The sequence below is a fragment of the Thermomonas sp. genome (assembly GCF_046293095.1).
Taxonomy (GTDB): domain Bacteria; phylum Pseudomonadota; class Gammaproteobacteria; order Xanthomonadales; family Xanthomonadaceae; genus Thermomonas.
Genome location: NZ_JBKBPN010000001.1, coordinates 24,754 through 48,198 on the forward strand (window position 1 = coordinate 24,754; position 23,445 = coordinate 48,198).

Below are 23,445 nucleotides of genomic sequence, written 5' to 3' on the forward strand. Positions count from 1 at the left end.
TTGTCGGTCCTGGGGCGCACTTGAGCGTGCGCTAGTCCGGACCTTGTGCATGGCCGTGCTGGCGATGCCAATCGCGGCCTTGGCCGCATCCCACGAGCTCACGCTGGCGGAGGCGGTGCGCTTGGCCACCGAGCGTGCGCCCATGCTCGATGCACGTCGGGCCGGGGTATCGGCCGCGCAGGAAGAGGCCGCACGCGCTGGCGCCTTGCCTGATCCGATGCTGACCGTGGGCATCGACAACCTGCCGGTGACCGGCAGCGACGCCTTCAACAGCCGCGTTGACGACATGACCATGAAGAAGATCGGCTTGCGGCAGGAGATTCCGTCGCGGGCCAAGCGTTCGGCGCGACAGTCCTTCGCCGCCAGGCAGATCGACGAAGCCCAGGCGCAATCACAGGCCGAGGTGCTGGCCGTCCGTCGCGCTGCGGCCGAAGCCTGGATCGCGGTCTGGGCGGCGCAACGTCAATTGGGCGCGTTGCAGAAGTTGCGGGAACAGGCGGCGTTGGCTGCGAAGGTGTCGAAGGCGCGGTTGGCTGGTGGTGGCGAATCGGTGAGTGACGCGCTGGCTACCGAAGCGGCGCTGCTGGAACTCGACAACCGCATCGAGGCCGCGCGGGCCGAAAAACTGGCGGCCCAGGCCGGACTGGCGCGCTGGCTGGGCGACGCAATGGTCGAGGTTTCCGATCAAGCCCCGAACCTCGACTCGCTGCCCGTCTCCGAAGCCCGATTGCTGGCGGAGGTGGATCGGGTGGGGCCATTGCTTCCCGCCACCGCTCAGCTCGAAACCGCCGCGGCCGCGGTCGATGTCGCCCGCGCCGACAAGCGTCCGGACTGGAGCGTGGGTGCGTCCTATGGCCAGCGTGCCGGTGGTCGCGACGACATGATCATGCTCGAAGTAGGCATCGGCCTGCCGTTGTTCTCGCGCAACCGACAAGATCGCGGCATCGCCGCTCGCGAAGCGGACTACCAGGCTGCATTGGCTACGCGGGAAGACCTGCGCCGTCAGGAAACGGCGCGCATTCGTGCCGACCTCGCCCGATGGGAAGGGTTGAAGCGCCAGGTCGCCTTGCACGAGGACTCCCTGCTGCCACTCGCACAGGACCGCAGCATGGCCACGCTTGCCGCGTATCGCGCCGGAGGCGAGCTGCAACCGTGGCTCAACGCCCGACGTGACGAACTTGATGTCCATCTCGCGCACGCCGAACACCTCGGTGAACTCGGACGTGCCTGGGCCGCCTTGGCCTTCCTGCTGCCCTCGGAGATGCAGCCATGAACACCACTCATCGCGGCGCGGTCATTGCTGCTGTTTCGCTCGTGCTGGTCGCCGCTGTTGGCCTCGGCTACTGGTGGGGCTCTCACGGGGGTACGTCCTCCGCCGCCGCATCGAGTCCGCAGTCCGCCGAACGCAAAGCCCTCTATTGGTACGACCCGATGGTGCCCGACCAGCACTTCGACAAGCCCGGCAAGTCGCCCTTCATGGACATGCAATTGGTGCCGAAGTACGCCGATGAAGCGACTACCGAAGGCGTTGCCGTTGCACCGGGCGTGCGCCAGAACCTCGGCATTCGTACGGTGGTGGTCAAGCGTGGCCAATTGACGGCAGCCGTCCGCGTGCCCGGCACCATCGGCTGGGACCTGCGCCAGGAACGCATCGTCAGTGCACGGGTCGACACTATCGTCGAACGCCTACACGTGCGCGCCCCATTTGAGCCCGTGCACGCGGGGCAACCGTTGGCCAGCATCATCGCGCCAACTTGGGGCACTGCGATTGCCGAAGCGCGTGCGCTCGGTGGAGCCCGCTCCGCTGCAGCACGCGGGTTGCAGTCCGCCGCCCACGAACGATTGCGGGCATTGGGTCTGCCCGCGGGCAGCGATGCAGGGCAGGGCGGACGACTCACCTTGACCTCGCCCGTGACCGGTGTCGTCAGCGAAATCGGTGTGCGCGAAGGGCAATCTGCGCCGATGGGCACACTGCTGTTCCGCGTCAACGGTACCCGCACGGTCTGGCTCGAAGCGTCGATTCCGCAAGCAGGGAGTGCAGGCATCGCGACGGGTACGCCGGTGGAAGCGGCTGTTGACGCGTTGCCAGGCGAGACCTTCCACGGCCGCGTGGAAACGTTGCTGCCGCAAGTGGACATGAGCAGCCGCACGCAGCGAGCCCGCATCGTGTTGGACAACCCGGACGGCCTGCTGGCACCGGGCATGTTCGCGCAGATCACCTTGCAGCCAACCGCGAGCGTCGAACGGCCGCTGGTACCGACGGACGCGTTGATCGGAGCGGGGGCGCAGGCCCGCGTGATCGTGCTCGGCGCCAACGACACGTTCCATCCCGTGCGCGTGCAGGCCGGTCGCAGTGGCGACGGCATGACCGAAATTCTTGCGGGGCTGAAAGGTGGCGAGAAGGTGGTGGCCTCGGGGCAGTTCCTGATCGATTCGGAAGCGAACCTGTCAGGCGCGCTCGAACGCCTCAATGCCGGCGCGGGCGATGAAGAAGCGAATATGCCGAGCGATGTCATGCCCGGTATGCCGGACATGGCGATGCCGGCAACGCCTGCACCCGCGCGCCCGACACCATCCGTGCCGTCCAAGAAGAAGGCGCCCCCAGCCGTTGCAAAGCCAGCGGTCACCGCGTCACCCAAGGCGCGGCAATGCCCGGTGGCCTATTGGTACGACCCGATGGTGCCGGATCAGCGCTTCGACAAGCCCGGCAAGTCGCCCTTCATGGACATGCAACTGGTGCCCAAGTTCGCGCCTGGGGCGACCCCGGATTGCACGATCCGTGATGTGCCCGCTGTGGAGCGACAGCCATGATCGCCCGCATCATTCGCGCTTCCATTGCCAACCGGCTGTTCGTGCTGGTGGCCGCCATCGCGTTGGCGGCGACGGGCATCTGGTCGGTATCGCGCACGCCGCTTGATGCGTTGCCCGACCTGTCCGATACGCAGGTCATCATCCGCACGGAGTGGCCCGGTCAGACACCGCGCATTGTCGAAGACCAGGTCACCTATCCGCTGACGACGACCATGCTGTCGGTGCCGGGGGTCAAGGCGGTGCGCGGCTTCTCGTTCTTCGGCGATTCGTTCGTCTACGTGCTATTTGACGACAAGACCGACTTGTACTGGGCGCGTTCGCGTGTGCTCGAGTACCTGAGCCAGGTGCGTGATCGCCTGCCGGCGCAGGTCAGCCCGGCGATCGGGCCGGACGCCACGGGCCTGGGCTGGATCTACGAGTACGCGTTGGTGGATCGTACCGGCAGACACGATCTCGGCCAGTTGCGTGCGTTACAGGACTGGTTCCTGCGCTACGACCTCAAGACCGTGCCCGACGTGGCCGAAGTCGCAAGCGTGGGCGGCATGGTCCAGGCCTGGCAGATCACGCCGGATCCGCAGGCATTGGCCGCCCGCGGAATCACCATCACGCAGCTCACGGATGCCATTCAGGCCGCAAATGGCGCCACCGGCGGTTCGGTAATCGAGCAGGGCGAAGCCGAATTCATGGTGCGCAGCGAAGGCTACCTGCGGTCGCGCGAGGATTTCGAACGCGTGCCGGTGACAACGGGCGCCGATGGAGTTCCTGTCCTGCTGCAGGATCTGGCGATCGTGCAACGTGGACCAACGCTACGGCGCGGCATCGCTGAGCTCGATGGGGAAGGGGAGGTCGCCGGTGGCGTGGTCATCCTGCGCTCGGGCAAGAACGCGCTCGCCGCGATCAAGGCGGTGAAGGCGAAGCTGGCGGAGCTGAAAGCAAGCCTGCCTCCGGGCGTGGAGATCGTGCCGACCTACGATCGCTCCGAATTGATCCTCGAAGCCGTGCACAACCTCACCCGCAAGCTCGGCGAGGAATTCCTGGTGGTGGCGCTGGTGTGCGCGCTGTTCCTCTGGCACCTGCGCTCCTCGCTGGTGGCGGTGATCACCTTGCCGCTCGGCGTGCTGGCGGCCTTCATCGTGATGCATGCCCAGGGCATTACCGCGAACCTGCTGTCCTTGGGCGGCATCGCGATCGCCATCGGTGCCATGGTCGATGCCGCTGTGGTGATGATCGAAAACGCACACAAGCATCTCGAGCAGTTCCGCGACGTACAAGGTCGCGAACCCGTAGGGAACGAACGCTGGGAGCTGATCGCGGATGCCGCGGCCGAAGTTGGTCCGGCATTGTTCGTGAGCTTGCTGGTGATCACCCTTTCGTTCGTGCCGGTGTTCGCCCTGCAGGCGCAGGAAGGGCGATTGTTCTCGCCATTGGCCTATACGAAGACCTATGCCATGGCCGCGGCGGCGGGTCTGTCCATCACGCTGATCCCGGTGCTGATGGGCTATCTGATCCGTGGCCACATCCGCGCGGAACGGGACAATCCGATCAATCGGAGCCTGATCGCGTTGTATCGCCCGGTGCTGGATGCGGTTCTGCGCTTCCCGAAACTCACTTTGGCGCTGGCCGGCATCGTGCTGCTGCTCAGCCTGATCCCATTGTTGCGCCTGGGCAGTGAATTCATGCCGCCCCTGGAGGAAGGCACGCTGCTGTACATGCCCTCGGCCTTGCCAGGCCTGTCCGCCGGCAAGGCGTCGCAATTGCTGCAGCAAACCGACCGCATGCTCAAGACTGTGCCGGAGGTGGATCATGTCTTCGGCAAGGCGGGCAGGGCAGAAACCGCCACTGATCCGGCGCCATTGGAGATGTTCGAAACCACGATCACCTTCAAGCCGCGCAGCCAATGGCGGCCAGGCATGACACCGGAGAAACTCCGCGAGGAGCTGAATCGTGCGGTCCAGGTCCCGGGACTGACCAACCTGTTCGTGCCGCCGATTCGCAACCGCATCGACATGCTCGCCACCGGCATCAAGAGCCCGATTGGTATCAAGGTGTCGGGGCCGGACGTGGCCGTATTGGCGCAATTGAGTGATCGCATCGAGCAGGTCGCGCGTACGGTGCCCGGTGTGAGTTCCGCGCTCGCCGAACGCATTGCCGGTGGCCGCTATCTCGACGTCAACGTGAGGTCAGACGCTGCTGCCCGCTACGGATTGAGCCAGGCCGATGTGCAACGCCTGATCGCGACGGTGGTGGGTGGGGAGCCAGTGTCGGAGACGATCCAGGGCCGCGAGCGCTATCCCGTAGTCGTGCGTTATCCGCGCACGGTGCGCGATTCACCGGCGGCATTGGCGCAACTGCCGGTGCTGGCTTCCAATGGCGCGCAGCTGACATTGGGGCAGGTGGCTGACCTCAGCGTCAGCGAGGGTCCACCGATGCTGCGCAGCGACAATGCCCGCCTGAGCAACTACGTCTACGTCGATGTCGCGGGACGAGATCTCGGTTCTGTCGTCGCCGACCTGCAGCGTGCCGTGGCCCAACAGGTGCCGATGCCCGCCGGCTATGCCGTGGGATGGTCCGGGCAGTACGAATACCTCAAGCGTGCCAGCGAACGCTTGCGGGTCGTGGTGCCTGCCACCTTGATGATCATTTTCGGCTTGATCTATCTCGTGTTCCGGCGTGCCTCGGAAGCCGCGGTGATCATGCTCAGCCTGCCACTCGCGCTGGTCGGTGGGCTGTGGCTGATCTGGGCCATGGGCCACGCCGTGTCGGTCGCCACGCTGATCGGCTTCATCGCGCTGGCAGGTGTCGCTGCCGAGTTCGGCATCATCATGCTGCTGTACCTGCGCCATGCCTGGGAGCGACAGCTCGCCGCACATCCGAATTCCGGCGAGATCGAGCTTGACGCTGCCATTCGTGCGGGTGCGGTACAACGTGTCCGGCCGAAGGCAATGACGGTGGCCGTGATCCTTGCAGGTCTTCTGCCGATCCTGCTGGGCGGCGGGGCTGGCTCCGAAGTCATGCAACGCATTGCCGCACCCATGGTTGGCGGCATGCTCAGCGCCCCGCTGCTCTCGATGCTGGTGATTCCGGCGGCATATGTCCTATTGCAGCGCCGGCGTCTGGCGCGCGGATCGACGAATCTCGTTCGGAGGTCATGACATGAACGCGCCATCGCCAGTCGTCCCATCAACCCTCCGTGCGTGCCGGCTGCCACGCTACGAGGAGTGTTCTCTTTAGCGGCCACCTCATTCCAGGAGCGCCATCATGAAAACCATTGCTGCCTTGTCTGTTGTTCTCTTGCTCGCTGCCTGTTCGGCACCGCAAGGCGAAGCCGCCAAGCGCGACGCGGCAGCGACACCGTCGCCGCAGGTCGCGACAACGGAGCCGGCGTCATCCGCCTCCCCCGTGGCCGACATGCCTGCTGCCGCCGTGGCCTTCGCCTCAGGCAAGGTCGAAGCCGTGGATGCCACCGCCGGCACCGTCACGATCGCCCATGGCCCGGTCGACGCATTGAAGTGGCCGGCGATGACCATGACCTTCAAGGCCGGCAGTGTCGATATCGCCGGCTTGAAGTCCGGCGATCAGGTGGATTTCGAATTCACCTCGACCGGAATGGACGGCACACTGACCAAACTCACCCACCGCTGACGAGCTCATGGTGGAGCCGGGCGCGCGTTGCTGCGAGTTTCCCACCATGACTTCAGGATGTCTGTGCGGTTGCCCGTCTAACCGCCGCGGATTCTATCCAGCAAGCGGTGCCACCATGAAGGCGCCGATGAGGTTCCCGGCGGTTGCGCCGGAAGAGACCCCGTCGTTGCAGGAGGTCGTGCCTCGCGTTGCGCATGCCATTCGACATCGCGTTGATCGCGCTTGCGCACACGCGCGATTTCGGCCTTCGACATTGCCCACGACCATCGCACACGGTTGTTTTCGATCCAGTAGTGGGAGCGGCAGGGAAAGCTCCAATTCCCGATGGACGGGTACAACGAAACCGTATCGCCACGCTCAGTCAATCGCCATTTCGCCGGATTGAGCGGGGTGACGACCTCGAGACCACAACCGCAGCAGCACAGATGAACTGCCGTGCGGTAGCGCTTGGAGATATACAGGTGACCTGCCCGCAAGACACTTGGAATCGCCTCGACGAAGACGGGCTGCAGGCGATTGATCGGGCTCAAATGATGTCCTCGCCGACCAGGGCGTTCGGCGCTATGGCGTAGCTCGTATTGTGCTCGCCTCCGCTGTCACGGTAGAAGCCTGCCCATTTTTTCCAGCGAATGACCGCGAGTGTTGCGTTAAGCGCATTGAGCTCGGCGATCTGGACATTAGTCTTGTACTCATTCTCCTCGCCGTCGTCGTCAACGAAGGGAATCCGTTTACGTGCCATTTCGCGCGATGCAGGCGTACTTGTCGTGACCCGCAGGACGCCACCGAGTCCCTGTTCACTGCGGGTGACGCCCATGCCCACATCGATGAAGGGAACCCCGAATTCTTCCAAGGCGGCAACCAGATCCCGTTTCACCGCGCCTCGATCGAGGCACAGGAACACGAAGTCCAATCCGCGAAGTTGTGCCAGATTGCCCGCGCTCAGGTATTCATTGTGCGGGTGGATGCCACGGCGCATCGCTGCATAGAGCGTGGCGAAGTAGGTCACCTTCTGCTGCTTGGCGCGTAGCTGATCGAGGGAAGCTGCGCCAGGCGCTCGGAAAGCATTGTGGCTGGAGAAGAGATCACCATCGAACAGGTGGATTTCCCGGACCTGCGTTTTCGCCACAAGGTCGAGGATGTACGCCCCGGTACCGCCCAGGCCAACAATGGCGATGCGCTGGGCGGTCAGTTTCTCGTTGAGCGCGCCGATGCCCGCGCGGCTTGATGCCGTGTCGGCATACTTGAAGACGGACTCAGCCTCATCTTCGATCTCAAAGACCGGATACGTCTGCGCTGTTGCGGTCGAATCCAGCCGTTGGGCTTCGCCGACGATACGACCCAGATAGGTCGTCATCTTGTGGTGGAAGTCCCGGTAATCTGCCTTGGCCGAAAATGTCAGGACATTGGTGAGGCCATCGCCCAGATCCTGGCGCGGGCTCTGGTTTTCGAACCCACGAATCGGCTGGCCGTCGCCATGGCATGGGTGCTCGCCCATCCAGTAGCACACATGCGTGTTGGGCTTTTCGGTATGTTCGCCGTCATCCAGCGTGAGTGGCGAAATGAGCGTGCCACGCTCAACCACACCCTGCGAAGTGACGTAGGGGACGTCCTGGATGACAAGGTAGCCGCCGCGGATCGCAAGGTCGTAACCTTCGTTCCGCAGTTGCTCCAGGTCGGGATTAAGACCGATTAGTCGCTGTGACATCGAACTCCATACCATCCTTCACCATCACCGAATCCCCTTCCAGCAGCGTGCCGTTGGGCTTGTCGTTGTGGCCACGTGTGTACTGAATCGTGAATTGAATGCCGTCGCCGCTTGGCGGGTTGTCGAAGGCGTAGGCGATGACATCGTCGAAAGTCAGTCGTTCCTTGGCGATGGACTTGGGTCGACCGTTGAAGATCACGGTCACTTCCTTGTCATGGCCAGGCGCCTTGTCGGCGTGTTCGTTATTCATGGTGGATCCTCATGAAAAAGGGCAAGAATCAGGCGGCCTTGCGGCCGATCTGCTGCAGTTCCATCACGTCAAGCGTGAAATCCAAGGGCACTTGGATCGGCTCAACCGGGGTGCGTTTCTCGTTGTAGACGTCGACGTCGGTCTTGAGCTGCACGCAATCACCGACGATCTGCTGGCGTCGCTGTGCGAAGGATTTGACGAAGTGGGTATGTGGCGCGTTCGGATCATCCAGGTCCGCCCACAGGGAGAGCGTCTTGTTCCCCCGCTTTTGGGTGGCCGCGTGCTTCGCGCGGTACCGGCGTCCGAAGCGGTCGACCCGATACTCTTCGCGAAAGACCTGCGCGATGTCGGTCGCGATGGCGTCGATCACGGTCTTGACGCTGGGCTTGTGCAGCCCATTGGCGTAAGCCCATTCCGCGACGGCGTGCGCATCCAGCAAACCGTCGGAACCGACTTCCTGCTTGTAGCGCTCCACGTAATCTTTGACAGCGTTCGAATAGCCAGACATTGCTGATTCCTCTTAAGCCGTGTGAACCACACCCCAGCCATCGGTCAGCGCCGCGGCGGTGACGAGGGCTCGGACTTTGACTTGGTGCTTGCGGAACAGGTCGTAGCGTCCCAGGCGCCGCTGTAGCTGACCGACTACCAGTCCCGGATGGATATTCAGTCTTTGGGCAAACAGAACCACGCGCTCCTCAGCAAAAAAAGGCGAGACACGGGCCACGAAGCCATTCATCTCGCTGCGGGAAACGCAGAACTCGGCGGCCTCAGTGTTCGCTACCGCTTCCTCTTCGCTGATCTGGTCAGCTGCCGTGCCTTCCAGATCCTGGTCGAGGACGTAACCCTGCGCCTGACCATGTCCACGCAGTACATGCTCCAACTCGTGCCGCAGCACGAACCAGAAGTTGTCGATGCGATCGAGACGCAACGAAAGGGCGACCACGGGTTCTTGAGCGGTCAGCCAGAAACAGGCACCGTCGATCTTGCTGCCCGGAATCGGCTCGACCACGACGAAACGCACGCCGCACTCAGCCAGGATGCGCGGCACGTGCCGGGTTTCCTCGGGGGCCGACAACAGGGCGGACAGACGCGGCAATGCCTGACGCAAGGCTGCCTCGGTGTAGGGGGCGATGACCAATTCCGACGCGATGCGGCGCGCCCGGCATAGCCAGGCCAGTTGCAGCATGTTGGGCTTGTCGAAGGCGTCGGTCTTGCGTGCGGCATGCGCGAAAGGAATCTCGGCCTCGATATCGTCCAGCCCGAAGAACGCCTGGAACTGCTGTTCCAGCACGTCGATGCTCTTGGAAGCTTCGATCCAGCCGCGCTTGATCATTTCGCGCACGGGGAAGCGTTCGTACAGTTTGGCGCGCCGGGCAATGAGCCCATCGGAGACTTGCACCTTGGAGAGCTGGTACTGGCTCTCCAGATTCATCCACAGCTCGGGGCCGGTACCCAGCGAATCGCCCAACTGGATCGCGGTCTCCGGGGTAATGGCCTTCTTGCCGGCGATCAACTCGTTGATGAGGCGCACCGGGCGCCCAATGATTTCCGCCAGTTCAGTCTGGGACCAGCCGCGGGCTTCCAGTTCCTCCCGGAGAAACTCGCCCGGCGGGAACGTCTCGGCAATCGTATTCATGCGTTCGTCCTCGGGTGGGGGTCAGTGGTAGTCAATGATCGAAATGACAACGACACATTTGCCGTCATCGTCTTGGCGGATCCGCAACACCAGCCGCCACTGGCTGTTCAACCGCATGGAGCATTGCCCGGCACGGTCGCCCTGCAATTTCTCGTAGTGCAGCGATTTCATGGCGTAGAACGCACGTTCGTCGACCGCGGCCCGGATGAGCTGCATCCGTTTGCGAAAGGCCTTCACGATGGCGGCGTCAAAGCCCGCGGTGAATCCCGGGTCCGCCTCAAGCCTCCGAAGTGAGGCGTCTTCGAAATCCACATCCATGGGCAGGCACGGTAGCAGGCCGATTCTCAGCTGTCAATGACCCTATTACACTAAGTGTAATAGCGGTCAAATCAGTCTTCGAGAAGCTTAGCCGCCGGATTGTCGGTGACCCCGCCGGCCTGGAAGTAGCCGATCACGCTGGCCACCGCGCGGTGTTCGGTCATGGCCATGATGGCGGGCAGGGCAATGCCTTGGCGCCCACCTTCGGTCACGAAGCCCGATCGCAGGCTGTGGCCGCCGAAATCGCCGTCGAGTCCGGCCTTGGCCGCGCGGCGTTGCACCACCTCGGCGATGGCCTTGGGGGACAGGCCGGGGCCGATCCGCGCCTTCCACAGACGTCGGAAGATCGGCCCCTCGGTCAGGCCACTGGCGGTCAGCCATGCCGCCATCGCATCCGCAGCCGCACCCAGAATCGGCTTGTCGGGCGTAGAGGAGGCCGTCGGGCCAGCCTGCTGGCTCTTGCTGTGCTCGAGTCGGTACACGAAGGCGCGCTCACCGGCGCGGCGCAGATCGCCGAGGTCGGCCGCGGCGACCTCGCTGCGGCGGCGGCCACCGCTGGCAAAGGCGAAGTAGAGCAGGGCGCGGTCGCGGATCCCTTCCAGGGAGTCGTCGCAGGTGGCGATCAAGGCTTCCAGTTCGCGTTTGGCGATCGCGGTCTTCTTGGTGGGCCGTTCCCCGCGCTTGACCGCCGCCCGGCGACCGCGGGCGAGCAGGTGCCGCACCGCCGGCGCCTCGCAGGGATTGGCCACCTTGTTGAGCTGGTGTGCCGTGGACAGCACCGCGACCCGGTGCACCACGGTGCTGAGCTTGAGTGCGCCTGCGCGCTGTTTGAGCTTGGCCGCGACCAACTGGGCATCCAGCGCGGACGGCAGTTCCCAGGCCAGGCCAGTCTTCGAGCGCCGGGCCACATGGTCGACCACGAACTGGACCACGGCGGTCTCCGGAACCGGCAGCGCAATCACTGTGCCATACCGGCCTTGGAACCAGGCGGCCCAATAGCGCAGCGCGCTGGCGTAGCTGCGCGTGGTATTGGCCGAGGCCGCTTCCGCCAAAATTTCCCGCACGGCGTCCGCAGCGCTGGCTGCCAATTGCTCCGGCAGCAGCGCGGGAAGCAGTTCGATAGCCGGTACCAGTTCGTTATTTTTACATATGTACTATGTAGTAAAATAGACGAAATAGGGCATCTACCGACGATAACTATCCTTTATCGGCAGTAGGATGGCAACGGGGTAGGGCACCGCAGTCGGAGACAGGTATGGCTAGGCCAGGCGTGGGTTTTGAGGACATCTCGGAGGCGGCGGACGCATTGTTGGACGCCGGCGAACGACCGACCACCGAGAAGATCCGCGGGCTGTTGGGACGCGGCTCCCCGAACACGATCGGACCGTTGTTGGATCGCTGGTGGGCGGCGCTGGGCCCGCGGCTGCGCCAGCAGCACGCCAAGCTGGACATGCCCGAGGCGCCGACGGACGTGGCGGCGCTGGCCACGCAGCTTTGGGCGCAGGCATTGGCCGCGGCGCAGCAGAACGCGGAAACGAGCCTCGCCAACGAACGGATAAGCTTGCAAGAGGCCCGACGCGAGATCGAGGCCGAGCGCAAGACCCAGCAGGCCGATCTCGATGCTGCCGCCGCCGCCGCCGAGGCCGCCGTTCGGGCCAAGGGCTTAGCCGAGACCCGCCTCCACGACGTCCAGCGACTCAATGAGCAGCAAGCGCTGCAGCTGGTCGATCTGGCCCAGCAACGAGACGCCCTGCAGGCCCGCTACGACCGGCAAGAAGCCGAGTTGCTCGAGCTCACGGAGCGGCTACGGCAGCAGGAAGCTGTCGCAGCGACGGAACAAGCGGCTCACGCTCAGCACCTGCGCGCCACTGAAGACCGCGCTCACGGCGAAATTGACCGAGCTCGGCAGGAGACGAAGGACCTCCGTGCCCAACTAACCGCGCTGGCCCGAGAACGTACGGTCAGCGAGCAATTGTTGCGGCAACAGCGCGAGGAGGCTGTGGCGGCGACGGTCGCGGCCCAGCGCGAGGCCGGGTTGCAGCGAGGGCGGGCCGAGGCACTTGAGCAACAGCTGGACCGGTTGGGTGATCTGCCGGCAACATTGCAGGCGACGCTGGCCCAGGCTCAGAACATGACCAAGCGGCCCATCAGCCGAGATAGGGCGACCACGAAACGCACCGCCAAACGCAAGTCCGCGGTAGACTAAGGAATCCTTAGGGAAAAGTGCCGCGTCACCAAAGTGATCTCCGAAGACGAGCTCAGTCGTTTGATGCAGCTGGCGATCGCCGATAAGGCGGCGGAACCAGCGTTCTTCCGTGCCTTGCTGGAGGCGACGGTCTACGCTCACGCCCCGCGCCATGACCGTAGTGGCCGCCTGCGTTTCATCCAGTTCACGACGCCCGACGGACTGACGGTGCTGCCGTTCTTCAGCGACGAGACGCAAGCCAAATCCGCCGCTGGCGCAAATGCAACGGTGGTCGTGTTGCTCGGGCGACAGCTGTTTGAGCTGGCCCGGGGTGCGACCTTCATGCTCAATCCAAATACCGTCAGCTGCACGCTTTACCCCGAAGAAGTGGCTGCATTGCTCGATCGCGGCGAAGTCGCAGTCCTGGAACGCGTCGAGGCCGGAGAACACCAGTATCGGATTAATCCCCTTGACGAAATTCCCGCGTGGGTGGTCGACCATCTGCTTCCGCTGTTTGCAGCCTTGCCCTGTGTTTCGGCCGCGTATGCCGTCGAGATCGGCAACTCAGACACCCCAGGACGTGGGCTACTGATCGCCGTTGCTGTGCCGATTAAGGATGCGGAACGTGTTGCGCGGGCCACCACCACCGCGTTACAGACACACGCCGATGAGCTCCAACTGTCGGTGGATCTCACTGCGTTCGAGCCGGGCGAGGTGCCAGACTGGCTGGCGGACGCTGTAGTAGCCCCATTTTATGAACGAGCCATCGGTGAGCGACTTGTCCCGGGGTCCGAGCGGGTACAGTGAGAGCGGCGTGGAAGCCAGCTCGAACGGGGCTGACCATTGCTCGGGCGCCATGTCCGCTATAGGTCACATCAACTAAGCAGAGTAGTCAGGAGTATCGGGCCGAGAGCGCCGATGTTGTTGGTTGGACGCCGTTGTACGCTCGTTGCAAATTGTACGATTCGAGCGAAATCCGTATTAATGATTCACACCGTCCAGACGAAAACGAAGGGCCGCCAGCTTGAGATCTGCGGCAATATCGAGCCCCAAGTGCCTCAGATTTGCTGTTCTGTTCGCTGGATAGATGGAACGTAGTGCCTTGACTGGAAAACTGCACGCCCACGAGTGCGCCGCCAAACCAGCAAGCCCACCGACGGCTCCGGCACCGATGCAGGCGCTGAGTCCGGCGCATCGATTCGGTAGACATTTCTGCAATGCGCCAACCTCAAGGCGATAAAGACTGCCTAGGTTCATCGGATGGCAAAGTTGTCTGCCTCGAATCGTAGAGTTTCTACCTGGAAGAGGCGGAAATCTCTGCGATGAACACAGCCATCCGACGGTCAGAAATGCCTGACCCGCCGCATGCCCATAATTTCGCATAATGCATACCGTGCCGTATGGTTCCCGTTCAGGGCTTTACGGCAAACGCTCCCGCCTTCCTTCTATCACGCCTGACCAGTTCCGCGAGCTTCGGGAATTCACCGGCAAGACTCGCGCCGATGTGGCCCGCCTCGTTGGTGTCAGCCTGCGCACCGTAGGCAACTGGGAAACAGGCGCAGCAAGGCCCAGCTACGCCGCTTACAGGCTCCTCCGCGTCATTCTCCGGGGCGACACGCTGCATCCCGGCTGGGAGGCGTACAGGTTCATCCGGGGCAAGCTGGTGACGCCAGAGGGGCGGGCACTCGGCCCCGGTGACTTGTCCTGGCTATCGCTGCTGGTGCAGCGGGCCAATTTCCAGAGTTTGGTTTCCGTGGCACGGCTTGCGGGCTACCCCGGATTTGGTGTAGGGTCGGCAACGTCGATGCCCCGCGCCCACGGGCGAGCAGTTGGCAACGACCCATCATCTGCCACTGAACATCTTCGGGGCGGACCGAGAGGACAGGAGGTTTCCTCCGCTCTCGCGGGACAGCGACTTGACGATAAGTCGTTGAAAGCTAAGGGAATTCTTCGGAATCCCCTTAGCTTGACCCTATCAGTCCGCCAGCAGACAGTGCCGCAAGGTCAAGCGACCGATTCCCCCCCGCAACAACCACTCCCAAATTCTCGGCGACGATCGACGCCGATCACTTCGCGCTCTGCTTTGCCGACGCTTACGCGCTCAAAGCGGACACGCCGCACCGACGCCGGCGGTACCGACGCCGGCGGTGCGGCGTGCGGTAGCGCGCTGCAAGCCATCGTCATGGAGGGTCAGCCATGAGCCGCCGCCATTGCCGAGGGCGCGTTGCCTCTGCGAATTACCTCGTGTGGGAGCGGGCGGTTGCGTTCTACTCGAACCTGCTTGTCAACGCTGATCGGCTCCTCGCCGAAGAACGGGATCCCGCCATGCTTCTGGCCGGCTGCAAGATCCGTGACGAGCTCCAGGAAGCGCACCGCCTCGCCTTGCACAAGCTGCGGGCGCTGGGTGGGGCGCAGGCGTGAACTGGACTTCGGGTGCAGGGCGGAGCCCTGCGGGTGATGGGCCATGGATGGCCCGCTCTGGAGGTGCTGGCGTAGCCGGCACCGTAGCGGCTGGAGCCGCCTCGGCGGAGTCTCCAAGGGTGGCCCGAACCACCCTTGAAAACCCGCTTTTTTGCTTTTGCCCGCGAGGGCAGTTCTTGCCGTCGGTTGCATCCGTCGGCCACACTCAACGCCGCACAGGAGGCGGCATCGCCATGGTACAGACCAACAAGCGACTTCGCATAATGCATATTATGTAAAGTAAAAGCCATCGTGGCATCGAATCCGCATGGATTCACGTATACCCAGACACTCTTCATTAGTAACGACTCAAAGGCGGCTCTCTTGATATCCACCGCCCTGGTGCTGTTCCGGCGCGACCTGCGCCTGACGGACAATCCGGCGCTTGCCGCCGCCTGCGCCGCCCACGACCGGGTGTTGCCGGTCTACATCCATGCGCCTGACCAGGACGCGCCGTGGGCACCGGGCGCCGCCAGCCGCTGGTGGTTGCACCACGCGCTGGAAGCCCTGCGCGCGCAGCTGCTGGCGCAAGGTGGCGACCTGCACATCCGGCACGGCAACCCGCGGGACGCACTGCGCGATCTGGTGCGCGCCACCGGCGCTACCGCGATTTACTGGAACCGCCGTTACGAACCCGCCGGGATCGCCTGCGACACCGCGCTCAAGGCTGCACTGCGCCAGGACGGCATCGAGGTGCACAGTCACGCAGGCAACCTCTGGCATGAGCCATGGACCCTGGCGACGGACGCCGGCCAGCCCTACCGGGTGTTCACCCCGTTCTGGCGCAAGCAGCGGTCGCAGCTCCCAGACGCGGCACCGCTGCCCATCGCCCGGGCCCGCGAGTGGATGCAGGTTCCGGGCAACTTGCCAACAGCTGCGCTGGGGCTGCTGCCCAAGATCCGCTGGGACGCTGGGCTGGCCGAGGCGTGGACGCCGGGGGAAGCCGGCGCCCACGAGCAGCTGGAGATTTTCGCGGACGATGCCGTCCTGGATTATGCGAAGGGCCGCGATCTACCCGCCCGCCACGGCACCTCGCGGCTGTCGCCGCACCTGCATTTCGGCGAGATCACCCCACGGCAGATCCAGCGCGTCCTGCAGGACCGTGCCAGCCGCAGCGACACCCGACAGCGGCCGGATCTGGAGCCTTACCTGCGCGAGCTGGGTTGGCGCGAGTTCGCACACCACCTGCTCTTCCATTTTCCGCAGACGCCGGAGGCGAACTTCAATCCCCGCTTCGACGGCTTCCCGTGGGCGCCCGCCGACGACGCGCTGCTGGCGCGCTGGCAGCAGGGCCGCACCGGCATCCCGCTGGTGGACGCCGGTATGCGCGAACTCTGGCACACCGGCTGGATGCACAACCGCGTGCGCATGGTGGTGGCCAGTTTCCTGACCAAGAACCTGCGCCAGCATTGGCTGCAGGGTGCGCGCTGGTTCTGGGACACGCTGGTGGACGCCGATCTGGCCAACAACACGCTGGGCTGGCAGTGGGTGGCCGGCTGCGGCGCAGATGCGGCGCCCTACTTCCGGGTCTTCAACCCGTACCTGCAAGCGGCCAAGTTCGACCCGGACGCTACCTACATCAAGCGCTGGCTGCCGGAGCTGGCCCCGCTGCCGGCCAAGGTGCTGCACGAGGCGGGCAAGCATTCCGCCCTGCTGGCAGCCCGCGGCTACCCGGCCCCGATGGTGGACCTGGGCGCCTCCCGCGATGCCGCGCTGGCGGCCTGGGGCACGCTGGCAAAGCAATGACGACCGCCGGCAGGCTCATGCCGGCCAGGCGATCGCCTCCGGGGCGCAGCCCCGTTCGAACAGCGGGCGGCTGAACCAGTAACCCTGCATCAGGCGGATGCCAAGATCGCGCAGGCAGCACATCTCATCGACCGTTTCGATGCCCTCTGCGATCACCTGGATCCCCAATTCGCAACACATCGCCGCCACGCCAGCGACGATGGCACGGCGCGGCTTGCTCTGGTCGATCCCGCGCACCAGCGCCATGTCCAGCTTGACGATGTCGGGCTGGAAGTCGGCCAGCAGGTTCAGTCCGGCAAACCCGGCGCCGAAGTCGTCGATCGCGGTCATGAAGCCGATGCGCTTGTACTCGCGCAGGATTTCCGCGAGCCACTTGCCATCGTTGACCTGCTCGCCTTCCACGGTCTCGAAGATGATCCGGTCAATCGGAAAGCCATGCTTGCGCGCCGCCACCAGCGTCGAGCGGATACACAGCTCGGGTCGGTAGATGGCATTCGGGAGGAAGTTGATCGACAGGTTGGACTGCATGCCCAGCCGCGAGGCGATCTCGATCGCCTTGCCGCGGCAGGCCTGGTCGAATTGGTAGCGATTGGCGTCGGTGACCCGCGACAGCACCGTGGGCGCAGGCTCGCCGCCCGGGCCGCGCACCAGCGCCTCGTGGGCGAACACCTGCCTGTGGTCAATATCGACGATGGGCTGGAACGCATAGCTGAAATCGAACTCCAGCGGCGCCGCATCGCGGCAAAGGCCGCAACCTTCGCGCGTTTCCTTCGGCTCCATGCGGTGCCCCCATTGCGACGCGATGGCCTACGAGACTACCCGACGGCAGGAAGATCGAGGGTGCGATCTCAGTTGCAGTTCCGCGCGATGGCGGCATTGTCGATGATGGCAGGCCGCACGCCGTCCATGCGCACCAGATGCAGCATGCAACCGCCAATGGCGCGCGTGGTGGTCAGCACACCCGGCAGCAGGCGTCCGGCGACGGCCAGCACGGGGCCACCCAACGCATACAGGACCCGCCGTATCCGATGGGGCGAGGCTTCACCCAGCACCGGTCGCACCACCCCTGGCCGCAGGCAGGTGTAAGCCAGGCCGGAGCGGGCAAGAACGGCTTCCGCCTCGCCCTTGACGCGCAGCGGCATGACCCGGCTGCCGGCATCGGCGCCCATGCCCGAGACATAGGCGACGAAGCCCCCGGGATTGGCCGCTGCATATGCCTCGATGACGCGTGCCAGCGTGGCCACCGTCGCCTCGCGGTATGCCGCTTCGGTCATGCCCACGGGCAACGGGCCGGCGCAATACAGACAGGCGTCATGGCCATGCAGATCAAGGCGGGCCAGCGCCTCCTGGGTGAAGGCCGGCACCTGCAGCACCTGCACCTTGGGGTGTGGCGCAGCGTACGGGCGGCGAACCAGCACGGTGACGCCTGCGATGTCGGGCGCCTCCAGCAGCACCTGCAAGACGCCCTGCCCCACCAGCCCGGTGGCACCGACCAACAGCACCTGCTTGTCCATCGTGTGTCTCCTCACGTGCGCCCACCGCAGCGTTGAGAACAGTAGCGAACGGAAGGCCAATCGCGCGCCCACTTGCGACGCCACTGGAACGGCCGGCCGCAGGTCGCGCAGATCTTCTGTGGCAATTCGCTTTTCTTGCGCATGCGTGGCATGACAGCCGCCTTATTTGCCGGCCACTACCCCGCGGCCGCCGTCCACCCCGATGACCTGCCCGGTGATCCAGTCAGCCTGCGGCGAGAGCAGGAATGCGGCCAGACTTGCGATGTCGTCGGGTGTTCCCAACCGCGCCAGCGGGTGCATCGCGGCGATCGATTCGCGCATGCGCGGATTGCCCACGATACCCTGCGCCAGCGGTGTCTCGGTCAGCGATGGCGCGATGGCGTTGATGCGCACCGCAGGCGCCAGTTCGGCCGCCAGCGCCCGCACCAGCCCCTCCACCGCGGCCTTGGCCATTCCGATGGAGGCATGCATCGGGAAGCCGCGGCTTGCCGCCACCGAGGAAAACAGCACCACCGAGGCGCGTTCGCCGGCAGCACGGAGTGCCGGCAGTGCGGCTTGAATCGCCAACGCGGCACCCGCAGCGTTCAGCCGGAAATCGCGCTCGAAATCCTCGGGCGTCAAGCGGGTAAAGGGCTTCAAGTTGATGCTGCCCACGGCATAGACCAGACCTGACAGCGACGGACCTGCGTCTGCCGCCACCTGTTGGACTGCACCTGGCTGGAGCACGTCAACGGCGGTGTACGTGGCACCCAGCGGATCGGCGAGCGCCTGCAGACGCTGCACATCGCGTGCCACCAGGTGCAGCGCGTGCCCTTCTGCCGCCAGACGCCCACACAGCGCGCTGCCGATGCCACCAGTGGCGCCATACACCAGGATCTTGCCTGCCATGCGTCCTGCCCTTGCCGTTGACCGTCATCAACCGCTACGGGCAGGACTGCCGGGCGGATGCAGCGCCCGGCGATCTGGCGTCCGTCAGTGCGCTGGCATGACGGTGGAATCAGGCCTGTCCTGGGGCTGGATCGGCGTGTGCAGCGCCGTCCGGCGTGATGCGGAACCACAGTGCATACAACGCCGGCACAAACAGCAGGGTGATGGCGGTGCCCACCGCCACGCCGCCGATCAGCACATAGGCGAGCGGCCCCCAGAAACTGTCATGGGTCAGGGGGATGAAGGCCAGCATCGCCGCCAGCGCGGTCAGCACCACCGGGCGGGCGCGCTGCACGGCGGCTTCCACGACGGCGTCGAACGCGCCCAGCCCCGCCTCGAAGTTGTCGCTGACCTGCTGCGTGAGAATCAGGGTATTGCGCATCAGGATCCCGGCGAGTCCGGTCAGGCCCAGCAGCGCCACGAACCCGAACGGCTGCCAGAACACGACCAGCGCCAGCACGGCACCGATCAGCCCCAGCGGCGCAGTGGCCACCACCATGAAGGTGCCGGCAAACGAGCGCATCTGCAGCATGATGAAGATCAGCATGAACGCCACCATCACCGGCTGCAATTTGGCGATCGAGGCATTGGCCTTGCCCGATTGCTCCACCGAGCCGCCGATGGCAACGCGATAGCCGGGCGGCAGGTCTGCTCGCACCTTCTCCAGCCTCTTCCAGACGGCATCGGTGACATCGTTGGGCTGTGCGCCGCGCACCTCGCCCTGCACCGCCACGAAGGGTTCGCGGTTGTAGCGCTTGATCACCGGCTCCTCATAGCGCACCTCCACCCGGCCGAGCTGCGCCAGCGGCAGCTTGCGCCCGTCGCGGTTGAGCAGCTCGAGACTGCCCACGGTTTGCGCGTCAAGCCGCTTGCCGTTGAGTGCGCCGCGCGCGATCAGATCGACGCTGCGGATGTCGCGCCGCAACTGCGTCACCGGCACGCCATCGAGCAGGAACTGCAGCTGTTGCGCCACATCCTGCGGGGTCAGGCCCAGCAGGCGCAGCCGATCCGGGTCGGCGGTCAGGTGCAGCACGGGGGTACGTTCGTCCCACTCCAGGTGAGGGTCAACGACGTGCGGGTTCTGTGCCATCACCTCGCGCACGCGGTAGGCGATCGCGCGCACCTGGTTGGGATCCTGGCCGAAAACGCGGAACTGCACCGGCCAGATCACCGGCGGCCCGTACAGCAGCCGCGCCACGCGCACCCGCGCCTGGGCGAACTCACCGGCACGGATGTGTTGCTCCAGCGTGGCCATGATGCGGTCGCGTGCGGCCTCGTCCTGCGCCACCACGATCAGCTTGCCAAAGGCAGGATCGGGCGGCTCGGGGTTGGCCGAAATGAAAAACCGCGGCGCGCCCGCGCCCACATAAGCGGACAGGGTTTTGACCTCGGGCATCGGCGAAAGAATCGCTTCCAGCTGGCGCACGGTTTTGTCGGTCACGTTGATCGCGGTGCCTTGCGGCAGATAGACGCTGACCAGCACCTCGGTGCGGTCGGAACTGGGGAAGAACTGTTTCTGCACCACCGTGGCCATGCCCACGATCGACAGCACCAGCAGGCCCACCGTGCCGGCCACCACGATCACGCGATGGCGCACGCACCCGGTGATGAGGGCGCGCAGGCGCTGGTAGCGCGGTGTCCTGTAGAGGTGTGCATGGTCGTGCTGCTGCGTAGGCGGCACTTCGCGCAGCAGCTTCACGCCCAGGTAAGGCGCAAACATCACCGCCACCAGCCAGGAGACGAGCAGGCTGATGCCCAGCACCCAGAAAATGTTGCCGGCATATTCCCCCACGCCCGAGCGGGCAAAGCCGATCGGCAGAAAACCCGCCACGGTGACCAGGGTGCCAAACAGCATCGGCGCGGCCGTCACGTTCCAGGCATGGGCGGCGGCGCGCACCTTGTCCCAGCCCTCTTCCAGTTTGACCAGCATCATCTCCACCGAGATGATCGCGTCGTCCACCAGCAGCCCCAGCGCGATGATCAGCGCGCCCAGGGTGATGCGGTCGAGATTGATGCCCATCAGCCTCATCACCAGGAAGCTGATCCCCAGCGTCACTGGCACGGCGATGCCAACGATCAGCCCGGCACGCCAGCCGATGGCCAGCATGCTCACCCCCATCACCACGATCACCGCTACCAGAAACTTGATCTGGAACAGGTTGACCGCCTTGGCGATGGCATCGGCCTGGTTGGTGAGCTGCGTGAGCGTCATGCCCAGCGGCAGCTCGGCTTTTTCCTGGTCCAGATAGGCCTGCAGGCGCTTGCCCAGTTCCAGGCCGTTTTCGCCTTTGTTCATCACCACGCCAAGCAGCACGGCATCCTGACCGCGCGCCCGCACCAGATACGAAGGCGGCTCCTCATAGCCGCGGCGAATGGTGGCGATATCGCCCAGCCGCAACACCTTGTTGCCGGCACGGATCGGCAGCGCCGCCAGCGTGTCGGGGTCGCTCAAGTCGGCATCGAGCCGGATGTACAGACGCGGCCCGTCGGTTTCAATCCGGCCGGTAGGCACCAGCCGGTTGCTGGCATCGATGGCTTCGAAGATGGCCTGCGGCGACAGACCCAGGTTCACCAGGCGGGCATTGTCGAACTCGACATAGACCCGCTCGCTGCGCTCGCCCAGCACCAGCGCCTTGTGCACGCCGTCGATACGCTGTAACTGATCGCGCAGGCGCTCGGCCTCACGCACCAGATCGCTCATCGGCAGCCCCGGCGCGGTCAGCGCGAGCAGGCTGAAATAGACGTCGGAAAAATCATCGTTGGCGATCGGGCCGATCACGCCATTGGGCATGTTGCGTGCTTCGTCCCACATGCGCTTGCGCACCTGGTAGAACAGCTCCGGCACCTTGGCTTGCGGGGTGTAGTCCTGGAACTCCACCTGCAAGGTGGCTTGCCCCGGGCGCACGGTGGTCTCAATCCGGTAGAGGTATTCCACCTCCTGGATGCGCTTTTCCAGACGATCGACCACCTGCTCTTGCAGCTGCTGCGCCGAGGCGCCGGGCCAGGCGACGCTGACCTGCATCACGCGTACGGTGAAGGCCGGGTCTTCGGCGCGCCCCATCGAGGCAAAGGCGTACAGCCCACCCAGCACCGACAGAATCAGCAAAAACAGCGTGACGGCGCGCTCGCGCACCGCGAGCGCCGACAGGTTGGGAAAACTCATCGCGCCAGCTCCCGCACGCGCATGTCGTCCTTGAGCAGGTGGGTGCCCAGGGCCACCACATGCTCACCGGCCTTGAGCGCACCCGCGACCGTGGCCTGACGATCATCCAGTGCCAGCACGCGCACCGGCACAGGTTCCAGGCGCCCGTCGCGCACGCGCCAGACGCGCGGGCCATGACCGCGCTCATCCAGCGCGCCGATCGGCACCCGCCACTGCGCCTGCGCGGCGGCCGGGTTGCCGCCATCGGCAAACCGGGTCGAGACGATGCTGCCCAGCGCCAGCGCCTGCGGCAGATTCGGCACCGTGTAGCGGGCGCGCCGGGTGCGTCCGGACGCATCGACCATGGGTGCGGCTTCGCGCAGCGTGAGTGGCCGCGTTTGTCCGTCGGGCAGGACGGCCTCGCCCGCAGGCGGCGGCAACACGTCATCCGGGAAGAAGACTTCGATCTCACGTTCACCAGCCTGTGCCAGCACCGCCACCGGTTGCCCCGCGCTGACGACCTGCCCGGGCTGACCGCTGACCTCCATCAGCACGCCCGCGGCCGGGCTGCGCAGCTGGGCATACCCTAGGGCATTGCGCACCTGGGCAAAGCGCGCCGCCGCGGCATCACGCCCGCTTTGCGCTTGCCGCACCGCCAGCGCGGCCCGTTCCACCGCCTGGGCGCTGACGAACTGGCTGTCCTGCAACTGACGGAACCGTTCGAAATCGGCCTGCGCGGTACGCAGCGCCGCTTCAGCGGCTTTCAGGTCAGCCTCGGCGCTACGCAACGCCTGTTCCAGATCGATCGGGTCGAGGGTGAACAGCACCTGCCCGGCCTGGACCGATTGCCCGGCATCGGCCTGGCGCGTCAGGATCCGCCCACCGACCTGAAAGGCCAGCGGCGATTCAAAGCGCGCCCGAACGGTGCCTGACAGCGCCCGGGATGAAGCCGTCACCGGCGCCACGGTCACCGTGCGGACATAGGGTGCGGCATCCGCGGCCGCGTTGGCGTCAGATGTGCGATGGCACGCAGTGGTCAGTGCGAGCAGGCTGGCGATGGCGGTCACCAGGGCGGCGCGATGGGCAACAGGCATGGATGAACGTCTCTG

Annotated in this window: 21 protein-coding genes and 2 pseudogenes; 10 read left to right on the forward strand and 13 right to left on the reverse strand. The window is 65.0% G+C overall.

The features are described 5' to 3' along the window. Window positions 1-49: 49 nt before the first annotated feature. The 5 genes and pseudogenes from ACK4SG_RS00145 to ACK4SG_RS00165 all read left to right on the forward strand — a co-directional run bounded on the left by ACK4SG_RS00145 (window position 50) and on the right by ACK4SG_RS00165 (window position 6,453). Entirely contained in the window at window positions 50-1,273 is a 1,224-nt protein-coding gene (locus ACK4SG_RS00145; protein ID WP_409598849.1) for a TolC family protein, read from the forward strand. Next, window positions 1,270-2,421: pseudogene (locus tag ACK4SG_RS00150) on the forward strand (efflux RND transporter periplasmic adaptor subunit); the annotation flags it as partial. The gene ACK4SG_RS00145 and the pseudogene ACK4SG_RS00150, both read left to right, overlap by 4 nt. A 234-nt stretch (window positions 2,422-2,655) precedes the next feature. Further along, window positions 2,656-2,751: pseudogene (locus tag ACK4SG_RS00155) on the forward strand (heavy metal-binding domain-containing protein); the annotation flags it as partial. 56 nt (window positions 2,752-2,807) lie between these two features. After that, window positions 2,808-5,963: an efflux RND transporter permease subunit gene (locus tag ACK4SG_RS00160; RefSeq protein ID WP_409598850.1), complete on the forward strand. Its 3,156-nt coding sequence runs from the start codon at window positions 2,808-2,810 to the stop codon at window positions 5,961-5,963. A 106-nt stretch (window positions 5,964-6,069) separates the two neighbouring features. Further along, on the forward strand, window positions 6,070-6,453 hold the full coding sequence (locus ACK4SG_RS00165) for a copper-binding protein (protein ID WP_409598851.1): 384 nt from the start codon (window positions 6,070-6,072) through the stop codon (window positions 6,451-6,453). A 77-nt stretch (window positions 6,454-6,530) separates the two neighbouring features. Here the strand turns inward: ACK4SG_RS00165 and ACK4SG_RS00170 are convergent, their stop codons facing one another. From ACK4SG_RS00170 to ACK4SG_RS00200, 7 genes are all read right to left on the reverse strand, one after another. Next, a complete protein-coding gene (locus ACK4SG_RS00170) occupies window positions 6,531-6,983 on the reverse strand; it encodes a DUF6527 family protein (RefSeq protein ID WP_409598852.1) in 453 nt (150 codons plus the stop codon). Further along, on the reverse strand, window positions 6,980-8,158 hold the full coding sequence (locus tag ACK4SG_RS00175; protein WP_409598853.1) for a ThiF family adenylyltransferase: 1,179 nt from the start codon (window positions 8,156-8,158) through the stop codon (window positions 6,980-6,982). Before ACK4SG_RS00175 ends, ACK4SG_RS00170 begins: the two co-directional genes overlap by 4 nt. After that, window positions 8,133-8,408, reverse strand: coding sequence for a multiubiquitin domain-containing protein (locus ACK4SG_RS00180; RefSeq protein WP_409598854.1), 276 nt, complete (start codon window positions 8,406-8,408; stop codon window positions 8,133-8,135). Before ACK4SG_RS00180 ends, ACK4SG_RS00175 begins: the two co-directional genes overlap by 26 nt. Window positions 8,409-8,436: 28 nt before the next feature. Beyond that, the gene (locus ACK4SG_RS00185) at window positions 8,437-8,916 is read right to left on the reverse strand and encodes a hypothetical protein (protein ID WP_409598855.1); all 480 of its coding nucleotides are present in this window, start codon (window positions 8,914-8,916) and stop codon (window positions 8,437-8,439) included. Between the two features lie 12 nt (window positions 8,917-8,928). After that, window positions 8,929-10,044 carry a HigA family addiction module antitoxin gene (locus ACK4SG_RS00190; RefSeq protein WP_409598856.1) on the reverse strand — a complete coding sequence of 372 codons (1,116 nt, stop codon included), beginning with the start codon at window positions 10,042-10,044 and terminating at the stop codon, window positions 8,929-8,931. 21 nt (window positions 10,045-10,065) lie between these two features. Beyond that, on the reverse strand, window positions 10,066-10,362 hold the full coding sequence (locus ACK4SG_RS00195) for a type II toxin-antitoxin system RelE/ParE family toxin (RefSeq protein ID WP_409598857.1): 297 nt from the start codon (window positions 10,360-10,362) through the stop codon (window positions 10,066-10,068). 71 nt (window positions 10,363-10,433) lie between these two features. Beyond that, window positions 10,434-11,465 carry a site-specific integrase gene (locus ACK4SG_RS00200; RefSeq protein ID WP_409599667.1) on the reverse strand — a complete coding sequence of 344 codons (1,032 nt, stop codon included), beginning with the start codon at window positions 11,463-11,465 and terminating at the stop codon, window positions 10,434-10,436. Window positions 11,466-11,617: 152 nt separating this feature from the next. Between ACK4SG_RS00200 and ACK4SG_RS00205 the strand changes: the two genes are divergently transcribed. The 5 genes from ACK4SG_RS00205 (at window position 11,618) to ACK4SG_RS00225 (ending at window position 16,753) form a co-directional block, all read left to right on the forward strand. After that, window positions 11,618-12,568, forward strand: coding sequence for a DNA-binding protein (locus tag ACK4SG_RS00205; RefSeq protein WP_409598858.1), 951 nt, complete (start codon window positions 11,618-11,620; stop codon window positions 12,566-12,568). Window positions 12,569-12,601: 33 nt separating this feature from the next. Next, complete coding sequence (locus tag ACK4SG_RS00210; protein ID WP_409598859.1) at window positions 12,602-13,354, forward strand: SseB family protein; 753 nt, start codon at window positions 12,602-12,604, stop codon at window positions 13,352-13,354. Between the two features lie 577 nt (window positions 13,355-13,931). Next, window positions 13,932-14,747, forward strand: a complete 816-nt coding sequence (locus tag ACK4SG_RS00215; RefSeq protein WP_409598860.1) for a VC1465 family Xer recombination activation factor — start codon at window positions 13,932-13,934, stop codon at window positions 14,745-14,747. After that, window positions 14,744-14,968 carry a hypothetical protein gene (locus tag ACK4SG_RS00220; RefSeq protein WP_409598861.1) on the forward strand — a complete coding sequence of 75 codons (225 nt, stop codon included), beginning with the start codon at window positions 14,744-14,746 and terminating at the stop codon, window positions 14,966-14,968. The genes ACK4SG_RS00215 and ACK4SG_RS00220 overlap by 4 nt, the downstream gene beginning before the upstream one ends. Before the next feature lie 366 nt (window positions 14,969-15,334). Beyond that, window positions 15,335-16,753: a cryptochrome/photolyase family protein gene (locus ACK4SG_RS00225; protein ID WP_409599669.1), complete on the forward strand. Its 1,419-nt coding sequence runs from the start codon at window positions 15,335-15,337 to the stop codon at window positions 16,751-16,753. 15 nt (window positions 16,754-16,768) lie between these two features. Here the strand turns inward: ACK4SG_RS00225 and ACK4SG_RS00230 are convergent, their stop codons facing one another. From ACK4SG_RS00230 to ACK4SG_RS00255, 6 genes are all read right to left on the reverse strand, one after another. Then, window positions 16,769-17,533 carry an EAL domain-containing protein gene (locus tag ACK4SG_RS00230; protein WP_409598862.1) on the reverse strand — a complete coding sequence of 255 codons (765 nt, stop codon included), beginning with the start codon at window positions 17,531-17,533 and terminating at the stop codon, window positions 16,769-16,771. Between the two features lie 68 nt (window positions 17,534-17,601). Beyond that, entirely contained in the window at window positions 17,602-18,267 is a 666-nt protein-coding gene (locus tag ACK4SG_RS00235) for an NAD(P)H-binding protein (protein WP_409598863.1), read from the reverse strand. A gap of 11 nt (window positions 18,268-18,278) precedes the next feature. Continuing rightward, window positions 18,279-18,419, reverse strand: coding sequence for a DUF2256 domain-containing protein (locus ACK4SG_RS00240; protein WP_409598864.1), 141 nt, complete (start codon window positions 18,417-18,419; stop codon window positions 18,279-18,281). 10 nt (window positions 18,420-18,429) lie between these two features. Continuing rightward, complete coding sequence (locus ACK4SG_RS00245) at window positions 18,430-19,155, reverse strand: SDR family NAD(P)-dependent oxidoreductase (RefSeq protein ID WP_409598865.1); 726 nt, start codon at window positions 19,153-19,155, stop codon at window positions 18,430-18,432. A gap of 109 nt (window positions 19,156-19,264) precedes the next feature. Then, the gene (locus ACK4SG_RS00250; RefSeq protein WP_409598866.1) at window positions 19,265-22,357 is read right to left on the reverse strand and encodes an efflux RND transporter permease subunit; all 3,093 of its coding nucleotides are present in this window, start codon (window positions 22,355-22,357) and stop codon (window positions 19,265-19,267) included. Beyond that, complete coding sequence (locus ACK4SG_RS00255; protein ID WP_409598867.1) at window positions 22,354-23,430, reverse strand: efflux RND transporter periplasmic adaptor subunit; 1,077 nt, start codon at window positions 23,428-23,430, stop codon at window positions 22,354-22,356. Before ACK4SG_RS00255 ends, ACK4SG_RS00250 begins: the two co-directional genes overlap by 4 nt. Between the last annotated feature and the right edge of the window lie 15 nt (window positions 23,431-23,445).

Bases quoted from the DNA above. Each gene is read 5' to 3' on its own strand.
- ACK4SG_RS00240 (WP_409598864.1), bottom strand. From the start codon at position 18,419: ATGCCACGCATGCGCAAGAAAAGCGAATTGCCACAGAAGATCTGCGCG.
- ACK4SG_RS00175 (WP_409598853.1), bottom strand. From the start codon at position 8,158: ATGTCACAGCGACTAATCGGTCTTAATCCCGACCTGGAGCAACTGCGG.
- ACK4SG_RS00255 (WP_409598867.1), bottom strand. From the start codon at position 23,430: ATGCCTGTTGCCCATCGCGCCGCCCTGGTGACCGCCATCGCCAGCCTG.
- ACK4SG_RS00160 (WP_409598850.1), top strand. From the start codon at position 2,808: ATGATCGCCCGCATCATTCGCGCTTCCATTGCCAACCGGCTGTTCGTG.
- ACK4SG_RS00215 (WP_409598860.1), top strand. From the start codon at position 13,932: ATGCATACCGTGCCGTATGGTTCCCGTTCAGGGCTTTACGGCAAACGC.
- ACK4SG_RS00190 (WP_409598856.1), bottom strand. From the start codon at position 10,044: ATGAATACGATTGCCGAGACGTTCCCGCCGGGCGAGTTTCTCCGGGAG.
- ACK4SG_RS00145 (WP_409598849.1), top strand. From the start codon at position 50: ATGGCCGTGCTGGCGATGCCAATCGCGGCCTTGGCCGCATCCCACGAG.
- ACK4SG_RS00185 (WP_409598855.1), bottom strand. From the start codon at position 8,916: ATGTCTGGCTATTCGAACGCTGTCAAAGATTACGTGGAGCGCTACAAG.
- ACK4SG_RS00245 (WP_409598865.1), bottom strand. From the start codon at position 19,155: ATGGCAGGCAAGATCCTGGTGTATGGCGCCACTGGTGGCATCGGCAGC.
- ACK4SG_RS00230 (WP_409598862.1), bottom strand. From the start codon at position 17,533: ATGGAGCCGAAGGAAACGCGCGAAGGTTGCGGCCTTTGCCGCGATGCG.
- ACK4SG_RS00235 (WP_409598863.1), bottom strand. From the start codon at position 18,267: ATGGACAAGCAGGTGCTGTTGGTCGGTGCCACCGGGCTGGTGGGGCAG.
- ACK4SG_RS00205 (WP_409598858.1), top strand. From the start codon at position 11,618: ATGGCTAGGCCAGGCGTGGGTTTTGAGGACATCTCGGAGGCGGCGGAC.
- ACK4SG_RS00165 (WP_409598851.1), top strand. From the start codon at position 6,070: ATGAAAACCATTGCTGCCTTGTCTGTTGTTCTCTTGCTCGCTGCCTGT.
- ACK4SG_RS00220 (WP_409598861.1), top strand. From the start codon at position 14,744: ATGAGCCGCCGCCATTGCCGAGGGCGCGTTGCCTCTGCGAATTACCTC.
- ACK4SG_RS00180 (WP_409598854.1), bottom strand. From the start codon at position 8,408: ATGAATAACGAACACGCCGACAAGGCGCCTGGCCATGACAAGGAAGTG.
- ACK4SG_RS00195 (WP_409598857.1), bottom strand. From the start codon at position 10,362: ATGGATGTGGATTTCGAAGACGCCTCACTTCGGAGGCTTGAGGCGGAC.
- ACK4SG_RS00250 (WP_409598866.1), bottom strand. From the start codon at position 22,357: ATGAGTTTTCCCAACCTGTCGGCGCTCGCGGTGCGCGAGCGCGCCGTC.